Raw genomic sequence first — 23248 nt, forward strand, 5'->3', positions numbered from 1 at the left:
GGCCCTATCGCCGGCAAGCCGGCTCTCATAGAACAAACTACAACTCATTGATTTAACACAGTCCCCGTGGGAAGCGGCCTTGTGTCGCGATGGGCTGCGCAGCAGCCCCGGCAACTTTGCATGAAGCCGAGATATTGGGGCCGCTTCGCGCCCCATCGCGACACAAGGCCGCTTCCCACAGAGACCGTGGTGCATCTGCGAGACTAGTTCTCTGCGCGACAGCGCAGCCCGAAAGGGCTGGGTGATCTCCTACAGGTCTGTGCCGAATCAGAGATCTGTGTACAGGCTCTCAGCCCTGGTACTGCGCTGCTGCATTGGCCAGGGTCTTGCCGATCTCATCGCGCAAGGCTGCCGGCTGTTCCACCACTAAGCCTTCCCCTTGCCCCAGCAGCCACCAGCGCAGCGGCCAGCCATCCACCACCGTGGCGCGCAGCCGGTGGCCCTGCTCCAGGGCGGCCAACTGCATGTCGGCGGTCAGCGGCGCCTCGCGCAACTGGCGGGCCAACTGGTCACTGACCCAGGCCTGCAACTCCATGCCTTCTTCCTGCACCGGCTGCAGCGAGTCCCCACGCAGGTAAGCCTGCAAATCGAAATTGCCGCGCAGCTCGCCGCCGGCGCTGGACGACCAGTGCCAGCCAAACGGGATGCTCTTGTCGTTGCGCTCCAGCGGGAAAATCAGCGACAGCTCGTTGAGGTCGCGCTCGACCGTGCGTTTGCTCACGGTAAAGCCCACGTCACGCAGGCGCCAGACAAGCTCGGCGCTGGTGATGCCGGGTGAGCGGCCGGGCAGTTGGCGCAGCAAGGCCCATTGGCGGCTGAGGGTGGCGCGGGTGGTGGCGAACGGCAAAAGGGAACGTCCTTGTCTAGGCTTGCCGCTTAGGATGGCGGCATGGGCGGGTCATGGCAATTGGCCACAGCCGGTTCAGATCAAGGAAGAGGCAATTGGTTGCCGAACGGTAGTTCGTTCGCGACAGGTTTTGTCGTGCCGTCGCGCAGAATCACGCCTCAGCGCAGTCGAGGTCAGGGCTGTGAGGTTCAATGAGGATGAACATGCCTGCTGCCAGCAATATCCATTCAATGCTCGCGCGGCTGCTGCCCGAGCGCATCGCCCCGGCGCCGTCGCGCCCGGGGCAGCGCCATCGCCTGTTCGCCGGTATCGGCCTGCCCAGCCAGCCGGCGCTGGCCGGCGAGCGCTTCGGCCTGATCCACCGCCTGGACGAAGCGGTGGACATGCACGCGGTGTACGCCGACCTGTGCCGGCAAGCGTTGCTGGGTAACGTGGCGGTGCTCAACGACCTGGGCTGGATCTGGCTCAATGGCAAGTACTGGCGCGGCGATACCGTGCTGGCCGGGCACCTGCTGCGCATGGCCGCGCTGCAGGGCAATGCCGCTGCCTGGTTCAACCTGGGCCAGCAGCATTACTTCGGCAAGGGTGTGGATATCAGCTACGCCAACGCCGCCGAGTATTACCGCCACGCCTTCGAGCGCGGCCTGCTGCATGCCGCGGCGGCGCTGGGCGACCTGTACGAGGAAGAGGTGTGCGACGGCGACCAGGACTGGCAGGTGGACCCGCCGCAGGCCTACCAATGGTTTTTGCGCGGCGCCCAGCGCGGCGAGACGCGCTGCCGCTTCGAGGTGGGCTACCGGTTGCTGCACGGGCTGTATGTGGAGCCCGACACCAAGGCGGCGCTGTACTGGCTGGAGCTGGCGGCGGCCACCGGGGTGATGCAGGCCGCCGAGGAGCTGGCGGTGCATTTCAGTCGCCGCGATGCGGCGCGCTACATGGGCTGGCGCGACCAGGCGATCCAGTTGGGCAGCACCCTGGCGTTGACCATGAAGCTGGAAGACCAGATACAGCCGTGACCTGATTGTGGGATGCCTGTACCGGCCTCATCGCCGGCAAGCCGGCTCCTACAGGTACGGCGCAGGCCTGAAGCTTATGCGGTCCCTGTGGGAGCGGCTTTAGCCGCGAAGCAGGCGACGCGGTGCTTGGCACCGGCTGTGCCGGTGTTCGCGGGTAAACCCGCTCCCACAGGGTACGCAAGCGCTTGCGAATTCTGTTCTCTGCGCGACAGCGCAGTCCAAAGGCGATGAGGCCGGTACAGGCTGGCTTGATGAACAACCTTTCATCCACCCCTGCGGTCACCCGCGGTTGACGACAGGGGGAGGGCGGGGCGTATATTGATAGTTAGCAAACTATGAATATATTCGGTTCCCCAATGTCTCTCGACGCACTGCAACTGAAAATCAGCAGCGGCATGGTAGTGGCGGCCCGGCACTGGCGTCGCCTGTGCCAGGGCGCGCTGACCGGCTATGGCATTTCCGAGGCCTGCGCGGTGCCGTTGCTGATGATCGTGCGCCTGGGCGATGGCGTGCACCAGGTGGCCGTGGCCCAGGCCGCGGGCCTGGAAAGCCCGTCGCTGGTGCGCCTGCTCGACCAGCTGTGCAAGGCCGGGTTGGTCAGGCGCTGCGAAGACCCGCTGGACCGCCGCGCCAAGGCCCTGAGCCTGACCGCCGAAGGCCGCGCCCTGGCCGAGTCCATCGAAGGCGAGCTGGTGCGCCTGCGCCGCGAGGTGCTGCTGGGCATCGAGCCGGCCGACCTTGAAGCCACCCTGCGGGTGATCCAGGCCTTCGAAGCCGCCGGAATGCAACCGTGAGCGGCTTTTTCAGCTCGGTGCCACCGGCCCGCGACTGGTTCTACGGCGTGCGTACCTTCGCAGCGTCGATGATCGCCCTGTACATCGCCCTGTTGCTGCAACTACCGCGCCCCTACTGGGCCATGGCCACGGTGTACATTGTCTCCAGCCCGTTCGTCGGGCCGACCAGTTCCAAGGCCCTGTACCGCGCCCTGGGTACGCTGCTGGGTGCCGGCGGGGCGATTTTTCTGGTGCCGCCGCTGGTGCAGTCGCCGCTGCTGCTGAGCATCGCCATCGCGCTGTGGACCGGCATCTTGCTGTTCCTTTCGCTGAACCTGCGCACCGCCAACAACTATGTGCTGATGCTGGCCGGCTACACCCTGCCGATGATCGCCCTGGCGGTGGTCGACAACCCGCTGGCGGTGTTCGACGTGGCCTCATCCCGGGCCCAGGAGATCTGCCTGGGCATCGTCTGCGCGGCGGTGGTCGGGGCGATTTTCTGGCCACGCCGGCTGGCGCCAGTAGTTGTCGGGGCCACCGGCAACTGGTTCAGCGAAGCGATCCGCTACAACGACACCTACCTTGCCCGTGAGGTCAGCGCCGACAAGGTCGGCGGCATGCGCGGGGCGATGGTCGCCACCTTCAACTCGCTTGAGCTGATGATCGGCCAGCTCGGCCACGAAGGTGCCGGCCCGCACACCCTGAAGAACGCCCGTGAGCTGCGTGGGCGGATGATCCATCTGCTGCCGGTCATCGACGCCCTGGACGACGCCCTGGTGGCGTTGGAAGGCCGCGCCCCGGCGCAGTTTGCGCAAATTCAGCCGGTGCTTCAGGCCGCCCGCGAATGGCTCAAGGGCACCGCCGACAGTGCCTCGGTGGCGCGCTGGACCGCCCTGCACGAGCAGATCGACCGCCTGCAGCCCGGCGCTGCGGCGCTGGACCAGCGTGCCGAGCTGCTGCTGTCCAACGCCCTGTACCGCCTGACCGAATGGGCCGACCTGTGGCAGGACTGCTGCACCCTGCAGCACGCCCTGCGCCTCGACGACCCCACGCCCTGGCGCGCGGTGTACCGGCACTGGCGCCTGGGCCGGCTGACGGCGTTCTTCGACCGTGGCCTGATGCTCTACTCGGTGGTGTCCACGGTGCTGGCGATCATCGTCGCCTGCGGCCTGTGGATAGGTTTGGGCTGGAACGACGGCGCCAGCGCGGTGATTCTGGCGGCGGTGTCGTGCAGCTTCTTCGCCGCCATGGACGACCCGGCGCCGCAGATCTACCGGTTCTTCTTCTGGACCTTGATGTCGGTGATCTTCTCAAGCCTCTACCTGTTCCTGGTGCTGCCCAACCTGCACGACTTCCCGATGCTGGTGCTGGCCTTCGCCGTGCCGTTCATCTGCGTCGGCACCCTGACCGTGCAGCCGCGCTTTTACCTGGGCACCCTGCTGACCATCGTCAACACCTCGACCTTCATCAGCATCCAGGGCGCCTACGACGCCGACTTTTTCGCCTTCATCAACGCCAACCTGGCCGGCCCCGTGGGCCTGCTGTTCGCCTTTATCTGGACCCTGGTGATGCGCCCGTTCGGCGTGGAGCTGGCGGCCAAGCGCATGACCCGCTTCGCCTGGCGCGACATCGTCGAAATGACCGAGCCGGCCACCCTGGCCGAGCACCGACAGGTTGGCGTGCAGATGCTCGACCGGCTGATGCAGCACCTGCCGCGGCTGTCGCAAACCGGCCAGGACAGCGGCGTGGCGCTGCGCGATTTGCGCGTGGGGCTGAACCTGCTGGACCTGCTGGCCTACCTGCCGCGCGCCGGCGGCCAGGCCCGCGAGCGCCTGACCACGGTGATCGAGGAAGTGGGCGCGCACTACGCCGCCTGCCTGCGGGCCGGCGAGCGCCTGCACGCCCCGGCTGCGCTGCTGCGCAACATGGAGCGCGCGCGCCTGGCGCTGAACCTGGACGAACTCTACGAACGCGGCGACGCCCGCACCCACCTGCTGCATGCCCTGGCGGGCCTGCGCCTGGCGCTGCTGCCGGGGGTGGAGGTGATGCTCGAGCCTGCCGAACAAACGCAACTGCCCCCCGGCCTGGACGGAGCGCCCCTGTGATCGGTGAACTGGATATCAGCGGGGTGTTCCTGCCCACGCTGCTGGTGATGATGTTTGGCACCTACCTGTTGTTCCTGGGGGTGCACGCGGTGCTGGTGCGCCTGCATTTCTACCGCCTGGTCTGGCACCGGGCGCTGTTCAACGTTGCCCTGTATGCCGTGCTGCTGGGCGCGGTCGACCACTTTTGCCGAAGCCTGATGCTGCCATGAAAAAACCTTTGCTGACCTTGGGCCGCGCGGTCCTGACCTTGCTGGTAGTGACCCTGGCCACCGTGCTCGTGTGGCAGATGGTGGTGTACTACATGTTCGCCCCCTGGACCCGCGACGGGCACATTCGCGCCGACGTGATCCAGATTGCCCCGGATGTGTCCGGGTTGATCCAGCAGGTCGAGGTGCGCGACAACCAGACCGTCAAACGCGGCGACGTGCTGTTCACCATCGACCAGGACCGCTTCACCCTGGCCCTGCGCCAGGCCAAGGCAACCCTCGGCGAGCGCCAGGAAACCCTGGCCCAGGCCAGCCGCGAGGCGCAGCGCAACCGCAAGTTGGGCAACCTGGTAGCGGCCGAGCAACTGGAAGAGAGCCAGTCCCGCGAGGCCCGCGCCCGCTCGGCGGTCAGCGAGGCCCAGGTGGCGGTGGACACCGCGCAGCTGAACCTCGACCGCTCGGTGGTGCGCAGCCCGGTGGACGGCTACCTCAACGACCGCGCCCCGCGTAACCACGAGTTCGTCACCGCCGGGCGGCCGGTGCTGTCGGTGGTCGACAGCGCCTCGTACCACGTCGATGGCTACTTCGAAGAAACCAAGCTGGGCGGCATCAACGTCGGCGATGCCGTGGACATTCGCGTGATGGGCGACAACACCCGCCTGCGCGGCCATGTGCAGAGCCTGGCTGCCGGCATCGAGGACCGCGACCGCAGCAGCGGTGCCAACCTGCTGCCCAACGTCAACCCGGCGTTCAGCTGGGTGCGCCTGGCCCAGCGCATTCCGGTGCGCATCGCCTTCGACGAGGTGCCGCAGGACTTTCGCATGATCGCCGGGCGTACTGCCACGGTGTCGATCATCGAGGGCCAGCGCCCATGAAACAGCTGATCCTGGCCGGGCTGTGCCTGTCTTTGGGGGCCTGCATGATGGTCGGCCCCGACTATGAGGTGCCCAAGGATGCGGCGGTGCAACGCAGCGACCTCAACGGCCCGCTGCGCCAGGATGCCGACAGCGTGGTGTCGGCGCCGGTGCCCGAGGACTGGTGGCAGCTGTATCAGGATCAACGGCTCAACGCATTGGTACGCCAGGCCTTGAGCGCCAACACCGAGCTGCGCGTGGCCGCCGCCAACATCGCCCGGGCCCGTGCCCAGGTCGAAGTGGCCGAGTCCCAGGGCGGCTTCAACGGTGGCTTCAAGGCCGGTGCCCAGCGTTTGCAGGAGTCCGGCGAAGCCTTCCTGCTGCCGGAGAAAGTGCCGGTGGCCAATATCGGCGAGGCGATTTTCAGTGCTTCGTACCAGTTCGACCTGTGGGGCACCTTCAAGCGCGGCACCGAGGCCGCCAAGGCCAACGCCGATGCGGTGCAGGCGGCGGCCGACACGGCGCGCATCACCCTGGTGGCGGATGTGGTCAAGGCCTACACCCAGGTGTGCTCGGCCAACGAGGAGTACCACATTGCCCACCAGTCGCTCGACCTGCAGCAGCAGAGCGTGCAACTGACCCAGCGCCTGCGCGATGCCGGGCGCGGTGATGATACCCAGGTGACCCGTTCGCAGACCCAGTTCAAGTCGTTGCGCGCCGAGCTGCCGCGCTTCAAGGCCGAACGTGAGGCCGGGCTGTATACCCTGGCTGCGTTGCTGGCAAAACCTGTCGAGCAACTGCCTGCCGGTACCGCCGACTGCGCCGAGCTGCCCCAGCTCACACAACTGGTGCCTGTAGGCGACGGCGCCGCTTTGCTCAAGCGCCGCCCCGACGTGCGCCAGGCCGAACGCCAGCTGGCGGCCGCGACCGCGGAAATTGGCGTGGCCACCGGCGCGCTGTACCCGGACATCAGCATCGGCGCCCAGGTGGGCACCATCGGTATTCTGGAGAACCTCGGCGAAGCGTCGACCAACCGTTGGGGCATCGGCCCGCAGATCAGCTGGAGCATCCCCACCAACGGCACCCGGGCACGCATTCGCATGGCCGAGGCCTCGACCCAGGCGGCGCTGGCGCATTTTGACGGGGTGGTGTTGAACGCCATTCGTGAAACCCAGACGCGGTTGGCGCAGTACAGCGCGTTGTTGGACCGGCGCGATGCCCTGGCCGAGGCCGAACGCTCGGCGAAGGAATCGGCGGACCAGACGCATTTGCGCTACCAGGTGGGGCGTGAGTCGTTTTTGGCGGACTTGCAGGCGACGCGCACCTACACCGATGTGCGGGCGCAGCTGGCGGCGGCGAACAGCCAGGTGGCCATGGGGCAGATCGGGGTGTTTCTGGCGTTGGGTGGGGGGTGGAAGGGCAAGCCCTGAGCCAGGATATCGATGGCATCAGGGCATGCAGGTGCCTGGCGTGGGGTTGCATCAGGGCATGCAGGTGCTCGCCACAACCCTTGCAGCGCCTGTGAGATCGAGCGCCGCCCGCGCGGCGCATCGCGACACAAGGCCGCTCCTACATCTGTTTCGGGCCAGTTATGCCTGTGAAAGTATCGGCGCCTGCCTTGGTGCATGTCTTGAGTCATGTGGAGCGGCGACAATGCCCACGCTGAAACCGCGTCGAACCAACAAGGCGGACCAGGTGATGGCACAGAACAGACTGGCCCGAAACAAACTGTAGGAGCGGCCTTGTGTCGCGATGCGCCGCGCGGGCGGCGCTCGATCTGATAGGCGCCGGAGAATCCTCGGCGAACACCTGGTGGCCGTGATGCGGTCCAGCGACAGGCCCTGCCAGCCTCACAAATTTCGTCGATCTACCCGTAAATCGTACGAAATTTCCGAGTTTGAAACCAAATCCTACAGATCCTAATGCTTTAGGACCTATCCTACGCGCTTTGCGGAAGTTTCAATGTTGTCGGGGAAATGCCTCAGGAATAACGTCCTCGGGTCGCTTTTGGCGATCGGGATTGAGACCCCCGGCAACATGAGAATTACACCGCTTATGGCGGTCGTACGCGGGCAGGCTTCGGCCTGATCGGGTTTCTCATGTGGCCCGGGTCTCACACCTGCGTACGACTGCCACCCAACTCAGTGAGACGGGGAGGAAGGTAGTTCCTTAAGGTCCACGTGAGGCTTCATCAATGAAAAAACTCGTCCCCGACCCACCCCACACCCCCTTCTTCTCCATCCAAAGCCACCTCCTGCCCGCCGACGCCCTGGCCCACGCCAGCGAGCTGCTGCGCGGCATCAGCGAAACCCTCGACGAACACTGCCGCCTGCACGCCGGCGAGCCGGGCCTGAACATGCTGGCCAACGCCACCCACAGCACCGACATGGCCCGTGCCCTGGTGGAACATGCACTGACGCGCCTGGACGCGGCGCAGGGGGTTGGCGCATGAGCGAGGTAACCCACACCTTCACCACCGTCGGCAGCGAAACCTGCCTGGATATGTTCCGGGTGCAGCCGGGTATCCCCCTGGAGCGGGTACTGGGCGAAATTGCGGTACTGCTGGGGTGCATTCGCCACCTGTCCACCGAGGCAGAGATGGAAGGCGACCTGCTGGCGGGGAGTGCGGCGCGGATCTTGAGCGACATGGCCAAGGCGCTGGCCAATGACCTGGAGCGGGGGATGAATCGGGCGGGAGGGTAGCCTCGGCAGGCAGCATTGGCTTTTGTAGGAGCGGCCTTGTGTCGCGATGGGCTGCGCAGCAGCCCCACGTTCTGCGCATCATGCGAGATCGCCGGGGCCGCGTTGCGGCCCTTTCGCGGCACAAGGCCGCTCCTACAGGGACCGAGGCTGCTGCTTAGTTCAACACCCGCGCCGGCTCATCCGGCGGCAGGTTGTTTTGCCCGCGCGGGTGGCCTGGCTTGCCGGCCACTGTGCCACCGATCTGCTCAGCCAGCTGCTGCGCAACATCTTCACCCAGCGCCTTGGACACATCACGCACCACCCGTGGGCGGTTCAGCGTCACCCGGCGGTCGCGGCCGTTCACCAGCTTGGTGTCCTGCCCTTCACCCATGGCGGTGAACGCCGAGGTGATCTGGTAGGTGCGGGTGTCGATCAGGCTGAAGTCGGCCACCACGGTCAGGCCCAGCACCGCCGAATAGCTGTCGGTGTGGTCCAGGGCGTTGGTGTCCTGCTGGAAGTCGATGTCCGACAGGGTGCCGAACAGCACGTAGTCGGCCCCCGGGAACGCACCGCCCTTGATGCGGCGAATCACGTCGTACACGTCTTCATTGGCGCCTGCGGTATACGGGTGGCCCTGCACCAGCTCGAACACGCCGGTCTTGAGGATCTCGCCCTTGATGGCGCCACCGAACTTGCGCAGCTCGGTCTGTTCGATGTAGCTGTTCAGGCTCTCGTACTCGCTGTAGCTCGCCTGGCTGTTGGCGTGGTACATGCCCGACTGCGCGCTGTTCTGCGCGTTGACGCTGTGGATGTACTCCTGCACCTGGGCCTCGTAGGCCAGGTCGGTCACCGCCACCTTGGGGGCCGCCTGCGCGCCGAACGCGCAGGCCAGGCCAATCACTGCCATCCATGCACGCATCGGTCAGCGCTCCGTGGTCTTGCGGATTTCTTTTTCGTCCATCCATTCGGCCAGGCCGCTTTCGACGTCGATCAGTTGCAGGCTGAACTTGTAGAACACGTCCTTGTAGTCGCTGCTGCGCTTGACGATCGAGCTGATCGAGCCTTCCAGGCGGTACTTGGCGGCGATCATGTTGCCGGTCTTGGCCACGGTGCTCTTCTTGTACAGGCCGCTCTGGTTCTGCAGCTTGAGCTGGTCGACCTGGCTCTGCATGGCGTTGTTGTCGCTGGCAAAGCGCGCTACGCCGCTCTTCATCAGCTGGGTCTTGATGGAGGTGGTGATCTCGCGGGTATCGATGTACTCGCTGGTCTTGTTCTGCACGTCGTACACCTGCACCACCGGGCGGCCGCTAAGCACGCCGGACTGGGCCAGGGAGCGGGTCATGCTCTCGGCGATCATCTGCAGGTCGGTGGAGCCGAACTCGTTGGTTATCAGCTCAACGGCCTTGCTGTCGCCGTAGCTGATGTTCTTGCCGCCGAGAACTGGCGAAGGGGTGCTGCAGCCGCTGACCAGGGCGATGGCGATGGCGGCGAGGGAAAGGCGTGCAAACATGGAGGGTGCTCCTGAAAAGTTTTACCGGGTGTGGACTTCGAGGCGGAAGTCGGTGGCTTGCGGCGTCGGCGCAATGGCCGGCAGGAACTTGGCCTGCTTGCCATACAGCGGCAGGGCCTTCCAGCCTTCTTCATCACCCACCGGGAAACCGTCGTCGCCCAGCCAGGCGAAGCGGTAGAACAGGGTCTGGTTGCTGCGGCTGCTGTTGTTCAACGCCACGTTGACCGTGAGAAAGCCGTTTTCGCGGGCGACCCGCATCTGGCCGATCTCGATGTCGTCCAGCTGGCCCATGGTCACCACCTTGCTGGCGGCGCTGCCCGGGGCAGGGGGCGGGGTGGCGCAGCCGGCCAGAAGGGCGGCGGCAACCAGGGCGAGGCATGTTCTGCGCATGTTCAGTCCTTGAAAGTCATTTGAGAGCGGCAACGGCCTGGGCCGGGGCCGGTGGAGCGATTACCTGCGCGGCCGGGCCGCCGGCGAACACCTGGTTGCCGACCACCCGCAGGCTGACCACCTGGTAGGGGCGGTCGATCTTCACCTTGACCTGGGTGCCGCCCAGGGCCGACGGCACGCTCAGCTGGTGCTCGCCGGGCGCCAGGCGCAGGCGTGCGACCAGGGTCTGGTCGGGCAGGGTGCGCCAGGTGCGGGTGTCGGCGCCTTCGACCACCGCCGAGGCCAGGCCTACCAGCAGGCCGGCCATGGGGTTGGTCTTGTTCAGGTTTTTCTGCGCCACGCCACGGGTGATGCCACGCACGCTGGTGCGCAGGATGATGCCCGGCATATCGTCGCGCAGTGCCCGGCGCGACATGGCGCTGGTGCTGTTGAGCGCGGTCAGGGCCAGGGCCTTGTCGTCCAGGCGCACTTGGCCCAGCGGCGCGGCCAAGGTGTCGTCACGCATGATCGGGAACGACAGCGGCACGATCACCAGTTCGTTGTCGATCGGCAGCGGCAGGGGAATGCTGATGGAGTCGCGGGCTGGCGCCAGGCCGCTTTGCACCACCACCAGCACGTCGCTTTCGCCGGGCTTGGGGCTGTTCTTGTCGAGGTTCAGCAGGGCCTGGTCGAGCAGCGGGGTGTTCGGGCGCAGCTCGGCGGCCTTGCGGTAGCCCGGCGCGGCCAGGCCCTTCTCGCCCAGGGCTTCGTAGACGAAGCCCGCCAGGTAGTGGCTGAAGGCGCTCTGGTAGCTGTTTTTCAGGTTGACCACGTCAGGAGCGTCAAGGCTGGCGACCGGGTAACCCTGCAGGTCCTTGTATTCGGTCTTGATGCCTTCTTGCTCGGCCTCTTCTTCGCGCTTGAGGTATTGCTTGTCGCGCAGCTCGGCGATCAGCGCCTCGCGCTCGTGGGTTTTCTTGATTTCAGTGCGGGCACCGTCGAAGTCGTTCTGCGCCAGCAGGTTCAGGGCCATCTGCGTGGTCAGCATGACCTTTTCGTAGTCATAGCCTTCGTAGCGGCGCACCTTGTCGTTGACCAGGTAGCTGCCGAACTGGCTGAGGTACTTGGCGGTGTCGAGCTTGACCGAGTCTTCCCACTGCAGCACCACGCCGTCGGCCGAGCGCCAGGCGTCCTGGCTGCCCTGCAGGTCGCCCTTGGAGCGCAGCAGCTCGCCTTTTTCGAAGTAGTAGAGCAGGTCTTTGTGCTCGCCCTTGTTGTTGCTCTCGAGCACGGCCAGGGCGGCGTCGACATTGCCGGCGGCCAGTTGCTGGTTGGTTTCCTGCATTTCACTGTCGTAGCTACGGAACACCGAGCAGCCGGTCAGTTGCACGGCGGCGACGAGGGTCGCCAGGGTGAGGGCGCGGGATACCATCGTACTTCTTCATCCCTGAATCGGTGAGGGCCACGGGGGCGGGGCGGCAGTCCCTCTGGTGGTTACCAGAACCTCTGGATAGAGGCGCCTTGATTGCCATTGGCTATTACGGCGGCGCGGATTATACCCAAAGCAATAGCCTGGTGATGGCCAAACGCTTTGTTTTTTGCGCGCCTGGCCATCATCCGAATGTTTCCCGACGAACGGTTTACAACCGGAAATTTGTCGCAGAATTTTTCATGAAATCTGCCTGCCAGCCTTGAGTGGCAATGAGTGGAAGTGAACAATGTTCTCTTTCGTATTCCCAACGAGACTGGCCATGAATTCCCGTTCCCGTCTGCTCGCCTGGCTGCCTGCCGTTGTGCTGGGCCCGGTGCTGGCACTGTGCAGCACCCTGGCGCTGGCCGAAGCGCCCGCCGAGGCCACCAAGGCCCTGCATCTGCTGGACTACATCGGTGCCGACTACCCGCCAACGGTACAGGCCGGCAAGGTGCTGGACGACGGCGAATACCGCGAGCAGCTGGAGTTCAGTACGGTGTTGGCCGAGCTGGTCAAGGGCCTGCCTGCCCACCCCGAGCAGCCGGCGCTGGCGCAAGAGGTGCAGCGCCTGCACCAGGCCATCGAACAGCGCCAGGACGGTGCCGCAGTAGCCCGTCAGGCCCGCCAGCTGGGTGCTCGCCTGGCAGTGGCCTACGAGGTCAGCCAGGCCCCGGTGATTACCCCGGACCCGGCCCGCGGCGCGTCGCTTTATGCGCAAAACTGCTCGATCTGCCACGGCGACACCGGCCTTGGCGACGGCCCGGCGGGCGTCGGCCTGGAGCCGGCACCGGCCAACCTGCGCGATGCCGCGCGGCTCGACCAGCTGAGCCTGTACGATCTGTACAACACTCTGGGCCTGGGCATCGACGGCACCGAGATGCCGTCGTTCGCCGACCAGCTCGACGAGCGCCAGCGCTGGGACGTGGCGGCTTATATCGCAAGCTTCACTGCCGATCCGCAGGCGGCCAAGGGCGACAAGGCCTGGAACATCGCCGACCTGGCCCGGCAGACCCCGGCGGAGATCGCCGCCAGCGAAGGCGCCGCTGCCGTGCCGGCGTTCCGCGCCCAGCGCGCGCAGCCGCCGCAGGCCAAGCGCGGCCCGGCGCAGCTGCTGGAGTACACCTCCAGCACCCTGGACAAGAGCCTGGCCGCCTACCGCGCCGGCGACCACGACCAGGCCTACGACCTGTCGGTGGCGGCCTACCTGGAAGGCTTCGAGCTGGTGGAAAGCTCGCTGGACAACATCGACACCCAGGCCCGCAAGGACACCGAAAAGTCGCTGATGGCCTACCGTCAGTCGCTGCAGGACGGCCTGCCGGTGGCCCAGGCCGAACAGCGCCTGGCCGAGGCCAAGAGCAAACTGGAGCAAGCCGCCAAGCTGCTGGGCAGCGATGGCCTGAGCTGGTCGCTGAGCTACATTTCCGGCCTGTTGATCCTGCTGCGTGAGGGGCTTGAGGCGATTCTGGTGCTGGCGGCGATCCTGGCCTTCTTGCGCAACACCGGCCAGCAGTCGGCGGTGCGCAGTGTGAACATCGGCTGGGGCCTGGCGCTGATGGCCGGCTTTGCCACCTGGGCCGTGGCGGCCTATGTGATCGACGTGGGCGGCGCCCAGCGCGAGTTGCTCGAGGGCTGCACGGCGCTGTTCGCGGCGGTGATGGTGTTGTGGCTGGGGGTGTGGATGCACGACCGTCGCCACGCCGCCGCCTGGCAGGACTACATCAAGAGCAGCCTGGTCAGCGGCGGCGGGCGCTTCGGCTTTGCCATGCTGGCGTTCTTCTCGGTGTACCGCGAGCTGTTCGAGGTGATCCTGTTCTACGAAACCCTGTGGCTGCAGGCAGGCCCTGCCGGGCATCAGGCGGTGCTGGCCGGCGGCGCCACGGCGCTGGTGCTGCTGGTGGGCCTGGCCTGGGTGATCCTGCGCGGTTCGGCCAAGCTGCCGCTGTCGCTGTTCTTCAGCATCAACGCCGCCTTGCTGTGTGCGCTGTCGGTGGTGTTCGCCGGGCATGGCGTGAAGGCGCTGCAAGAGGCCGGCGTGCTGGGCACGCGGCCGGTGGCGTTCTTCGAGTTCGACTGGCTGGGCATTCATGCCGACGCTTACTCGCTGAGTGCGCAGGCGGTGGCGTTGCTGGCCATTGTGTTCCTGTATGGGCGTAGCTGGCTGGCCGAGAAGCGCCGGGCGGCGGCGGGCTGAACAAGGGGGCCGCTGCGCGGCCCATCGCAGGCAAGCCTGCTCCTGCAGGTAAAGCGCGGGCCATAAACTTGCGCACAACCTGTGGGAGCGGGCTTGCCCGCGAAGAGGCCAGGCCAGACACTAGCGCTCTGTGATCTGCAAAACGGAACAACTTAAATGCGTGTATGGATCGATGCCGACGCCTGCCCCAAGGCGGCCAAGGACCTGATCGTCAAGTTCGCCCTCAAGCGCAAGCTGGAGGTGGTGATGGTGGCCGGCCAGGCGCAGGTCAAGCCGGCCTTCGCCTGTGTGCGGCTGATCGTGGTGCCTAGCGGCATGGACGCGGCCGACGATTACCTGGTGGACAACGCCGTGCCTGGCGAGCTTGTGATCTGCAGCGACGTGCCGCTGGCCGACCGCTTGATCAAGAAGGGCGTGGCCGCGCTCGACCCGCGTGGCCGCGAGTTCGACGAGCGCAACATGGGCGACCGCCTGGCGGTGCGCAACCTGTTCACCGAGCTGCGTGAGCAGGGCCAGGTGGGCGGCGGGCAGGCGCCCTATGGCGAGCGTGAGAAGCAGGCGTTCGCCAATTCGCTGGACCGTATTCTGACCCGGCTGTCGAAAGCCTGACGCGATCCTTGTAGGAGCGGCCTTGTGTCGCGATGGGCTGCGTAGCAGCCCCAGGATCCAGGGATCATGCAACATCGTCGGGGCTGCTGCGCAGCCCATCTCGACCGGACGGCGCCCCGGCAAGGCCGCTCCTACAGGGTTCGGTGAGCGCTTACTGATCCTTCTCGTGGGTCAGCTCCAGCACCCGGTCCACCAGCTTGTAGATACCGCTGGCCGCCTCGCTGATCGACTTGGCTTCCATATATGCCGGCGTAGTCACCAGCTTGCGCTGCACATCTTCGACGATGTCATGCACATCGCACTCTTCATGGGTGCCGCCCATCTTCACCACCGCTGCGGCAGTGTCGGCGTCCTTGCCGATGGTGCAGACCACCCCCGGCCCGTAGATCTTCGCCGCCAGTGCCGGCGAGATGCAGATCAGCCCGACCGGCTTGCAGGCCTCGGCGAAGGCCTCGGCCAGGGCCAGCAGGTCGGCGTTCACGCTGCACTCGGCGCCTTCGACGGCAAAGTTGGAGAGGTTCTTCGCCGCGCCAAAGCCCCCTGGCACGATCAGCGCGTCGAAGTCCTCGGCCTTGGCTTCGCGGATATCCTTCACCTCGCCCCGGGCAATGCGCGCCGACTCCACCAGCACGTTGCGCGATTCGGGCATCTCGTTACCGGTGAGGTGGTCGATCACGTGCAACTGCGCGATGTTCGGCGCAAAGCACTGCACCTGGGCGCCGCGCTGGTCGAGGCGCAGCAGGGTGATCACGCTTTCGTGAATTTCGGCGCCGTCGTACACACCGCAGCCGGACAGGATCACCGCAACTTTTTTTGTCATGCTCATTACTCCAGGGTCGAGGCACTAAATGTCCTCTAGTTTGGCAGATGTCGCCATAGGGTTTCCTGCGGGCCGCGCCTACGCTCTGTGGATAACTCCTGAGACCGCTGCCCATGGACCTGATTCTGCTGGCCGTGCCGTTCTTCTTCGTACTGATTGCCGTGGAGCTGGTGGCCGACCGTGTGCGCGGCCAGCGCAACTACCAGCTGGCCGACTCGATCAACAGCCTCAGCACCGGGGTGCTGTCGACCACCACGGGCCTTTTGACCAAGGGCGTGGGGCTGGTCACCTACGCCATCGCCTGGGAGCACCTGGCGCTGCTGCGCCTGCCGGGCGATGCCTGGTGGGTGTGGGCGCTGGCGTTCGTGCTCTACGACTTCTGCTATTACTGGCTGCACCGCCTGGGCCACGAGCGCAACGTGCTGTGGGCGGCGCATTCGGTGCACCACCAGAGCGAGGAGTACAACCTCACCACGGCCCTGCGCCAAACCAGCAGCGGTTTCATTTTTTCGTGGCTGTTCTACCTGCCCCTGGCGCTGCTGGGCGTGCCGCCGCTGGTGTTCGTCACCGTGGCTGCGCTGAACCTGCTGTACCAGTTCTGGGTGCATACCCGCCACGTACCCAAGCTTGGCGCCTTCGAGTGGCTGTTCATCACGCCGTCCAACCATCGTGTTCACCATGCGCAGAATCCTTTGTACTTGGATCGCAACTACGGCGGGGTGTTCATAATCTGGGACCGCCTGTTCGGCACCTTTCAGGAAGAAGACCCGCGCGAGCCGGTGGTGTTCGGCGTGACCACGCCGCTGGCCAGCTGGAACCCGTTGTGGGCCAACCTGCAGTTCTATGCGCAGTTGTTCAGTGATGCCCGGCGTACGGCGCGTTGGCGCGACAAGCTGCGCATCTGGTTCATGCCCACCGGCTGGCGCCCGGCGGATGTGCTGGCGGGTTATCCACAGCAAAAACATGAGCTGGCCGGCTTTCGCAAGTTCGCCATCCCGCTGGGGGGCGCGCAGCAGCTGTACGTGGTGGCGCAGTTCGCGGTGTATGTGGCGCTGGGCAGCTACCTGATGGACCGGGCCGGGCAGTTGCCGCCCATGGCCCTGGTGCTGGGCTGGGGGTTGATGGCGTGGGGCTTGTTCGTGCTGGGGGCGGCGCTGGAAGACCGGCCCTGGGCGCCGCGCCTGGAGCTGGCGCGGCTGCTGTCAGCGGCGCCAGCGCTGTATTTGGCTGGGGCCTGGGGGCTAGTGGTGGTTACGCCCCTGGCCTGGGTCCTGCTCCTGGCTTACGGCCTGCTCAGCATCATCGGCCTGGCCCTGTGCCGCCGCGCGGCGCTCGGCGCGGCTGTTGCGAAAACGCCGGCGCAGCCACAGGCCCAGACCCAGCACCAGCAGGCCGCCAAGCACCCATAGCTCGTATTTCTTGATGCTGCCCAGCATGCCTTCGAGAATGGCGCCGAAGTGGTAGGCGGCCAGGCCCAGGGCCAGGGCCCAGACTGCGGCGCCGATGCCGTTGAGCAGCAGGTAGCGGCGCGGCGGGTAACCCGACAGGCCGATGGCCACCGGCATTACCGTGCGCAAACCGTAAACGAAGCGGAAGCTCAGCACCCAGATGTCCGGGTGGCGGCGAATGTGCTCCAGCGCGCGGTCGCCCATGGCCTGCCAGCGCGGTTTGCGGGCGAGGATCTTGCGCCCGTGGCGGCGGCCCATGAAGTACCACAGCTGGTCACCGGCATAGCTGCCGCAGAAGGCCACCAGGACCACCAGCTTGATATCCATGTATTCGCGGAACGCAAGAAAACCTGCCAGAACCAGGATGGTCTCGCCTTCGAAGAACGTGCCGAGAAAAAGGGCAAAGTAGCCGAAATCGTTCAGGAAATTTTGAAGCATTTTCAGGCGTGCTGGCGAAATGAACGCGCAGCCTACCCCTTCGTGGGCGCGGGGGAAAGTGTCCAAATGTGTCTCGACGTGAACATTTCCTACAAGGACAATGGCTGCGGCCACAAGTCGCAGGGTTGCCTCAGGGTGTAACACAGGCGTCATAATGGCCGCTTATAACTGTCGCGCTAGCCCGCCTGCGCGGGCTCAGGAGTCTGCCGTGAGCTTTACCCCCGCCAATCGCCTGTTCCCTGCTACTCGCCTGCGTCGCAATCGCCGGGACGAATTTTCCCGTCGCCTGGTTCGCGAGAACACCCTGACCGTCGATGACCTGATCCTGCCGGTATTCGTGCTGGACGGTGAAAACCGCCGCGAAGAAGTACCGTCCATGCCAGGCGTCGAGCGCCTGTCGATCGACCTGCTGCTGGAAGCTGCGCAGGGCTGGGTGGAACTGGGCATTCCGGCGCTGGCGTTGTTCCCGGTGACTCCGACCGAAAAGAAAACCCTCGATGGCGCCGAAGCCTGGAACCCGGACGGCATCGCCCAGCGCGCCACCCGTGCCCTGCGCGCAGCCTTCCCGGAGCTGGGGGTGATCACCGACGTGGCCCTCGACCCGTTCACCACCCATGGCCAGGACGGCATCCTCGATGAAGAGGGTTACGTACAGAACGACATCACCGTCGACGCCCTGGTGCGTCAGGCGCTGTCCCACGCCGAGGCCGGTGCCCAGGTGGTTGCGCCTTCGGACATGATGGACGGGCGCCTTGGCGCGATCCGTGAAGCGTTGGAAGTGGCCGGCCACGTCAACGTGCGCATCATGGCCTACTCGGCCAAGTACGCCAGCGCCTACTACGGCCCGTTCCGCGATGCGGTGGGTTCGGCGCTGAACCTGGGCAAGGCCAACAAGGCCTCCTACCAGATGGACCCGGCCAACAGCGACGAGGCCCTGCACGAAGTGGCCCTGGACCTCGCCGAAGGCGCCGACATGGTCATGGTCAAGCCGGGCATGCCGTACCTGGACATCGTTCAGCGGGTCAAGGCCGAGTTCAAGGTGCCGACCTTCGCCTACCAGGTCAGTGGCGAGTACGCCATGCACATGGCCGCCATCCAGAACGGCTGGCTTAGCGAAGCCGTGATCCTCGAATCCCTCACCGCATTCAAACGGGCAGGCGCCGATGGCATCCTGACCTATTTCGCCGTGCGTGCCGCTCAATTGATGAGAGGGCAGTAACGCCCTCACAGGAACGTCAGATGAATAACGAAGTGCTCACCCCTGTCGCGATCAAGGATGCCCAGGCCGTGCCCGAAGAGATGGTGCAGACCCCGCCGGACCTGCCGCCGGCCGCCGAGCCTGCGCCGGAGCCTGTGGTCGAGGCCCAGGCGCCGGCCCCAGCGGCGGTGCCGGCAATCGCCGTGCCGGGCCTGGACGACAGCAGCCTGTACATTCATCGCGAGCTTTCGCAGTTGCAGTTCAACATCCGCGTGCTGGAACAGGCGCTGGATGAGTCGTACCCGCTGCTCGAGCGCCTGAAGTTCCTGCTGATCTTCTCCAGCAACCTGGACGAGTTCTTCGAAATCCGCGTGGCGGGCCTGAAGAAGCAGATCAACTTTGCCCGTGAACAGGCCGGCGCCGACGGCCTGCAGCCACACCAGGCGCTGGCGCGCATCAGCGAGCTGGTGCACTTCGAGGTGGAGCGCCAGTACGCGATCCTCAACGACGTGCTGCTGCCGGAGCTTGAAAAGCACCAGATCCGCTTCATCCGCCGGCGCTACTGGACAACCAAGCTCAAGACCTGGGTGCGCCGTTACTTCCGCGACGAGATCGCGCCGATCATCACCCCGATCGGCCTCGACCCGACCCACCCGTTCCCGTTGCTGGTGAACAAGAGCCTCAACTTCATCGTCGAGCTCGAGGGTGTCGATGCCTTTGGCCGCGACTCGGGCCTGGCGATCATCCCGGCGCCGCGCCTGCTGCCGCGGGTGATCCGCGTGCCGGAAGAAGTCGGCGGCCCCGGCGACAACTATGTGTTCCTGTCGTCGATGATCCACGCCCACGCCGATGACCTGTTCCAGGGCATGAAGGTCAAGGGTTGCTACCAGTTCCGCCTGACCCGCAACGCCGACCTGGCGCTGGACTCCGAAGAGGTCGACGACCTGGCTCGGGCCCTGCGCGGCGAGCTGTTCTCGCGCCGCTACGGCGACGCGGTGCGCCTGGAAGTGGCCGACACCTGCCCGAAACACCTGTCGGATTACCTGCTCAAGCAGTTCAGCCTGAGCGAGAGTGAGCTGTACCAGGTCAACGGCCCGGTCAACCTGACCCGCCTGTTCAGCATCACTGGCCTGGACAGCCACCCGGAGCTGCAATACACCCCGTTCACCCCGGCCATTCCCAAGCTGCTGGTGAACGCCGACAACATCTTCAGCGTGATCGGCAAGCAGGACATCCTGCTGATGCACCCGTTCGAGTCGTTCACCCCGGTGATCGACCTGCTGCGCCAGGCCGCCAAGGACCCGCACGTGCTTGCCGTGCGCCAGACCCTGTACCGCTCGGGGGCCAACTCCGAAATCGTCGACGCCCTGGTGGACGCGGCGCGTAACGGCAAGGAGGTCACTGCGGTGATCGAGCTGCGTGCGCGCTTTGACGAAGAGTCCAACCTGCAGATGGCCAGCCGCCTGCAGGCAGCCGGTGCGGTGGTGATCTATGGCGTGGTGGGCTTCAAGACCCACGCCAAGATGATGCTGATCCTGCGCCGCGAGCAGGGCGAAATCGTGCGTTATGCGCACCTGGGTACCGGCAACTACCACGCCGGCAACGCCCGCCTGTACACCGACTACAGCCTGCTGACCAGCGACGATGCCCTCACCGAGGACGTTGGCAAGCTGTTCAGCCAGCTGATCGGCATGGGCAAGACCCTGCGCATGAAGAAGCTGTTGCACGCGCCGTTCACCCTGAAGAAGGGCATGCTCGACATGATCGCCCGGGAGACCCAGTTCGCCCTGGACGGCAAGCCGGCGCACATCATCGCCAAGTTCAACTCGCTGACCGACGCCAAGGTGATCAAGGCCTTGTACAAGGCCAGCCAGTCGGGCGTGCGCATCGATCTGGTGGTGCGTGGCATGTGCTGCCTGCGCCCGGGCATCCCGGGGGTGTCGCACAACATCAACGTGCGCTCGATCATCGGCCGCTTCCTCGAGCACACCCGGGTGTTCTACTTCCTCAACGGCGGTGACGAGCAGATCTACCTGTCCAGTGCCGACTGGATGGAGCGCAACCTCGACAAGCGCGTCGAGACCTGCTTCCCGGTAGAGGGCAAGAAGCTGCTGCTGCGGGTGAAGAAGGAGCTGGAGGGTTACCTCACCGACAACACCCAGGCCTGGACCCTGCAGCCGGACGGGCGCTACGTGCGCAGCACGCCGACCGGCAACCAGAACGCCCGCAGCGCCCAGGCGACGCTGCTGGAGCGGCTGAGCAATCCGGTGTTGAACGTACGGTAGGTGACGCATCCGGGGGCCGCTTTGCGGCCCTTTCGCGACACAAGGCCGCTCCTACAGGGTTATCGCGTTCGTCTGTAGGAGCGGCCTTGTGTCGCAAAAGGGGCGCAAAGCGCCCCCAGCAATCTCAAACCTTCAACGCACGCTCAACACAAACCCGACCCGCGCCAGCCACTCCGCCTCGTTGGCGAAGTCGGCCTGGGTCAGCTGGTTCTGCTCCAGCCAGCCATCGGGGAACACCACTTCCAGGCTGTCCTCACCGGCCTGCAGCACTACCTTGGGCATCTGCTGGGTGCCACGGATGTGGTGGAACAGGATGGCAAAGCGCAGCAGCACGCACAGGCGAATCAGCTGCACGCTCTCGTCGCCGAACTCGGCAAACTTGTCCTTGGGGATGTTGCGGCGGTGGCCGCGCACCAGCAGGGCCATCATCTGCTGCTCTTCGCGGGAGAAGCCGGCAAGGTCGGAGTGCTCGAGCAGGTAGGCACCGTGCTTGTGGTAGTGGTAGTGGGCGATATCCAACCCGACTTCGTGCACTTTCGCCGCCCAGCCCAGAAGATCGCGCCAGTTTCCGTTTTCCAGCCCCCACGCCTTGGCCACCTGGTCGAAGGCATGCAGCGCCTTGCGCTCCACGCGCGCGGCCTGGCCCTGGTCGACGTGGTAACGCTCCATCAGCGAGTTGAGGGTGCGTTCGCGCACGTCTTCATGGTGGTGGCGGCCCAGCAGGTCGAACAGCACGCCTTCACGCAGGGCGCCGTCGCAGTGGTCCATGCGCGCCAGTTCCAGGGCGTCGAAGATGGCCTCGAGAATCGCCAGGCCCGCCGGGAAGATCGCCCGGCGGTCGGGCTTGACCCCTTCGAAGTCGATCTTGTCGGTCTCGCCCAGCTTGAACAGCTTGCGCTTGACCCAGGCCAGGCCCTCGGCGTTGACCTCGCCGTTGCCCAGCCCGCCGGCCTTGATGGCAGCGCCGATGGCGCGGATGGTGCCCGAGGAGCCGATGGCTTCGTCCCAGGTCAGGCGGTGCAGGGCGTTCTCGATGCTCATCAGCTCCAGGCGCGCGGCGGTGTAAGCCTGGGCGTAGCGCGCCGGGGTGACCTTGCCGTCGCGGAAGTAGCGCTGGGTGAAGCTCACGCAGCCCATCTGCAGGCTTTCGCGCAGCAGCGGCTCGAAGCGCTGGCCGATGATGAACTCGGTGCTGCCGCCGCCGATGTCGGCCACCAGGCGCTTGCCGGCGGTGTCGGCCAGGGTGTGTGACACCCCGAGGTAGATCAGGCGGGCTTCTTCGCGGCCGGAGATGACCTCCACCGGGTGGCCGAGAATGGCCTCGGCACGCTGGATGAATTCGTTGCGGTTGCGCGCTTCGCGCAGGGCGTTGGTGCCGACGATGCGCACCGCGCCTGCCGGCATGCCGTTGATCAGCTGGGCGAAACGCTTGAGGCACTCAAGGCCCCGCTGCATGGCTTCTTCGCTGAGCTGGCGGTCATCGTTGATGCCGGCGGCCAGCTGAACCTTTTCCCCCAGCCGCTCGAGAATGCGGATCTCGGTATGGTGGGCCTTGGCCACGACCATGTGGAAACTGTTGGAGCCTAGGTCGATGGCGGCGATCAGGGACAGGTTCTTCGCGGTGGTTTGCGGCATGGTCTGGAGGTTCTCGGTCGTTAACCCGGCAATCGTGCCACGATCGTGGCCCTTAGCCAACGCGCGGCATCGCCGGGCTTGATGCATGGCAATGTCATAGCAATCCTATGACAGCGACATGACAGTTTCGATTCGTGGCGTCTTGCACAACTATAGATACAGTCAATCGCCTGCGGCTTCCTGTAGCGACGGGGTGCAGCTATGATGGGCAACGTTTTTTTTGCTTACGACCTGGAGATATCCATGAGCAGCGATCTTATCAAACACGTCACTGACGCCACCTTCGAGGCCGAAGTGCTGCAGGCCCAAGGCCCGGTGCTGGTCGACTACTGGGCTGAGTGGTGCGGCCCATGCAAGATGATCGCGCCTGTGCTGGACGACATCGCCTCCACCTACGAAGGCAAGCTGACCGTCGCCAAGCTGAACATCGACGAAAACGCCGAAACCCCTGCCAAGCACGGCGTGCGTGGTATCCCGACGCTGATGCTGTTCAAGAACGGCAACGTCGAGGCGACCAAGGTTGGCGCCCTGTCCAAATCGCAGCTGGCCGCGTTCCTCGACGCCCACCTGTGATGTGAAAAAGCCCCGCAAATGCGGGGCTTTTCTTTTGTTGCTGTAGGGTATTTCTTGCCTAGCTCAGGCCGCACACTACCTTGTGGGAGCGGGTTCACCCGCGAACACCGGCAAAGCCGGTGCCCTGCCGCGCTGTTGCCCGTTTCGCGGGTGAACCCGCTCCCACAATGTGGAGTGAGGCGCCAAATCGGCAGGTCAAAACCACTAGACGTCGAAAA

At 65.5% G+C, this 23248-nt stretch carries 22 protein-coding genes and 1 pseudogene; 15 read left to right on the forward strand and 8 right to left on the reverse strand.

The genetic code is table 11. The annotated features are described in order from the left end of the window. Window positions 1-289 precede the first annotated feature (289 nt). Window positions 290-847: a WYL domain-containing protein gene (locus ACI2KK_RS19215; RefSeq protein WP_404670142.1), complete on the reverse strand. Its 558-nt coding sequence runs from the start codon at window positions 845-847 to the stop codon at window positions 290-292. 203 nt (window positions 848-1050) lie between these two features. Between ACI2KK_RS19215 and ACI2KK_RS19220 the strand changes: the two genes are divergently transcribed. The 8 genes from ACI2KK_RS19220 (at window position 1051) to ACI2KK_RS19255 (ending at window position 8504) form a co-directional block, all read left to right on the forward strand. Then, window positions 1051-1863 carry a tetratricopeptide repeat protein gene (locus ACI2KK_RS19220; RefSeq protein WP_404670143.1) on the forward strand — a complete coding sequence of 271 codons (813 nt, stop codon included), beginning with the start codon at window positions 1051-1053 and terminating at the stop codon, window positions 1861-1863. Between the two features lie 356 nt (window positions 1864-2219). Beyond that, entirely contained in the window at window positions 2220-2657 is a 438-nt protein-coding gene (locus tag ACI2KK_RS19225) for a MarR family winged helix-turn-helix transcriptional regulator (RefSeq protein WP_404670144.1), read from the forward strand. Beyond that, window positions 2654-4741 (forward strand): FUSC family protein, encoded by a 2088-nt coding sequence (locus ACI2KK_RS19230; RefSeq protein WP_404670145.1) that lies wholly within the window; start codon window positions 2654-2656, stop codon window positions 4739-4741. Before ACI2KK_RS19225 ends, ACI2KK_RS19230 begins: the two co-directional genes overlap by 4 nt. After that, entirely contained in the window at window positions 4738-4950 is a 213-nt protein-coding gene (locus ACI2KK_RS19235) for a DUF1656 domain-containing protein (protein ID WP_016392395.1), read from the forward strand. Before ACI2KK_RS19230 ends, ACI2KK_RS19235 begins: the two co-directional genes overlap by 4 nt. Beyond that, the gene (locus ACI2KK_RS19240) at window positions 4947-5822 is read left to right on the forward strand and encodes an HlyD family secretion protein (RefSeq protein WP_217886822.1); all 876 of its coding nucleotides are present in this window, start codon (window positions 4947-4949) and stop codon (window positions 5820-5822) included. Before ACI2KK_RS19235 ends, ACI2KK_RS19240 begins: the two co-directional genes overlap by 4 nt. Continuing rightward, window positions 5819-7231, forward strand: a complete 1413-nt coding sequence (locus ACI2KK_RS19245; protein WP_404670146.1) for an efflux transporter outer membrane subunit — start codon at window positions 5819-5821, stop codon at window positions 7229-7231. The genes ACI2KK_RS19240 and ACI2KK_RS19245 overlap by 4 nt, the downstream gene beginning before the upstream one ends. 764 nt (window positions 7232-7995) lie before the next feature. Then, on the forward strand, window positions 7996-8253 hold the full coding sequence (locus ACI2KK_RS19250) for a hypothetical protein (protein ID WP_404670147.1): 258 nt from the start codon (window positions 7996-7998) through the stop codon (window positions 8251-8253). Then, window positions 8250-8504 (forward strand): DUF3077 domain-containing protein, encoded by a 255-nt coding sequence (locus ACI2KK_RS19255; RefSeq protein WP_404670148.1) that lies wholly within the window; start codon window positions 8250-8252, stop codon window positions 8502-8504. The genes ACI2KK_RS19250 and ACI2KK_RS19255 overlap by 4 nt, the downstream gene beginning before the upstream one ends. A gap of 154 nt (window positions 8505-8658) precedes the next feature. On the opposite strand, the gene ACI2KK_RS19260 is transcribed toward ACI2KK_RS19255, so the two are convergent. The 4 genes from ACI2KK_RS19260 to ACI2KK_RS19275 are packed head-to-tail and all read right to left on the reverse strand — an operon-like array spanning window position 8659 to window position 11794. Beyond that, complete coding sequence (locus ACI2KK_RS19260) at window positions 8659-9402, reverse strand: penicillin-binding protein activator LpoB (RefSeq protein WP_404670149.1); 744 nt, start codon at window positions 9400-9402, stop codon at window positions 8659-8661. 3 nt (window positions 9403-9405) lie between these two features. Further along, window positions 9406-9993 carry a penicillin-binding protein activator LpoB gene (gene lpoB / locus ACI2KK_RS19265; protein WP_404670150.1) on the reverse strand — a complete coding sequence of 196 codons (588 nt, stop codon included), beginning with the start codon at window positions 9991-9993 and terminating at the stop codon, window positions 9406-9408. Window positions 9994-10014: 21 nt separating this feature from the next. Continuing rightward, window positions 10015-10383 carry a YcfL family protein gene (locus ACI2KK_RS19270; RefSeq protein ID WP_404670151.1) on the reverse strand — a complete coding sequence of 123 codons (369 nt, stop codon included), beginning with the start codon at window positions 10381-10383 and terminating at the stop codon, window positions 10015-10017. Window positions 10384-10399: 16 nt separating this feature from the next. Beyond that, window positions 10400-11794: a COG3014 family protein gene (locus tag ACI2KK_RS19275; protein WP_404670152.1), complete on the reverse strand. Its 1395-nt coding sequence runs from the start codon at window positions 11792-11794 to the stop codon at window positions 10400-10402. Window positions 11795-11883: 89 nt separating this feature from the next. Between ACI2KK_RS19275 and ACI2KK_RS19280 the strand changes: the two genes are divergently transcribed. From ACI2KK_RS19280 to ACI2KK_RS19290, 3 genes are all read left to right on the forward strand, one after another. Continuing rightward, window positions 11884-12057, forward strand: a complete 174-nt coding sequence (locus tag ACI2KK_RS19280) for a hypothetical protein (RefSeq protein WP_404670153.1) — start codon at window positions 11884-11886, stop codon at window positions 12055-12057. A gap of 23 nt (window positions 12058-12080) precedes the next feature. Then, window positions 12081-14024, forward strand: a complete 1944-nt coding sequence (locus ACI2KK_RS19285; protein ID WP_404670154.1) for an FTR1 family protein — start codon at window positions 12081-12083, stop codon at window positions 14022-14024. Between the two features lie 156 nt (window positions 14025-14180). Continuing rightward, a complete protein-coding gene (locus ACI2KK_RS19290) occupies window positions 14181-14633 on the forward strand; it encodes a YaiI/YqxD family protein (protein ID WP_369989062.1) in 453 nt (150 codons plus the stop codon). Between the two features lie 151 nt (window positions 14634-14784). Here ACI2KK_RS19290 and elbB read toward each other — a convergent pair whose 3' ends face one another. Continuing rightward, window positions 14785-15453, reverse strand: a complete 669-nt coding sequence (elbB, locus tag ACI2KK_RS19295) for an isoprenoid biosynthesis glyoxalase ElbB (RefSeq protein WP_404670155.1) — start codon at window positions 15451-15453, stop codon at window positions 14785-14787. A 113-nt stretch (window positions 15454-15566) separates the two neighbouring features. On the opposite strand from elbB, the pseudogene ACI2KK_RS19300 reads away from it, so the two are divergent. Then, window positions 15567-16193 (forward strand): annotated as a pseudogene (locus ACI2KK_RS19300) (sterol desaturase family protein); the annotation flags it as partial. Window positions 16194-16694: 501 nt separating this feature from the next. On the opposite strand, the gene ACI2KK_RS19305 reads toward ACI2KK_RS19300, so the two are convergent. Beyond that, window positions 16695-17339: a DedA family protein gene (locus ACI2KK_RS19305; protein WP_217886809.1), complete on the reverse strand. Its 645-nt coding sequence runs from the start codon at window positions 17337-17339 to the stop codon at window positions 16695-16697. Window positions 17340-17547: 208 nt separating this feature from the next. Here ACI2KK_RS19305 and hemB point away from each other — a divergent pair, with 208 nt between their 5' ends. Further along, entirely contained in the window at window positions 17548-18558 is a 1011-nt protein-coding gene (gene hemB / locus ACI2KK_RS19310; protein ID WP_217841230.1) for a porphobilinogen synthase, read from the forward strand. A 20-nt stretch (window positions 18559-18578) separates the two neighbouring features. Next, complete coding sequence (gene ppk1, locus ACI2KK_RS19315) at window positions 18579-20822, forward strand: polyphosphate kinase 1 (RefSeq protein WP_404670156.1); 2244 nt, start codon at window positions 18579-18581, stop codon at window positions 20820-20822. 132 nt (window positions 20823-20954) lie between these two features. On the opposite strand, the gene ppx is transcribed toward ppk1, so the two are convergent. Then, window positions 20955-22457 (reverse strand): exopolyphosphatase, encoded by a 1503-nt coding sequence (gene ppx / locus ACI2KK_RS19320; protein WP_404670157.1) that lies wholly within the window; start codon window positions 22455-22457, stop codon window positions 20955-20957. A 243-nt stretch (window positions 22458-22700) separates the two neighbouring features. Here ppx and trxA point away from each other — a divergent pair, with 243 nt between their 5' ends. Further along, window positions 22701-23030, forward strand: coding sequence for a thioredoxin TrxA (trxA, locus tag ACI2KK_RS19325; RefSeq protein WP_404670158.1), 330 nt, complete (start codon window positions 22701-22703; stop codon window positions 23028-23030). Window positions 23031-23248: the final 218 nt, after the last annotated feature.

It is taken from the genome of Pseudomonas sp. NPDC089406, from assembly GCF_044900265.1.
GTDB lineage: Bacteria > Pseudomonadota > Gammaproteobacteria > Pseudomonadales > Pseudomonadaceae > Aquipseudomonas > Aquipseudomonas fakonensis.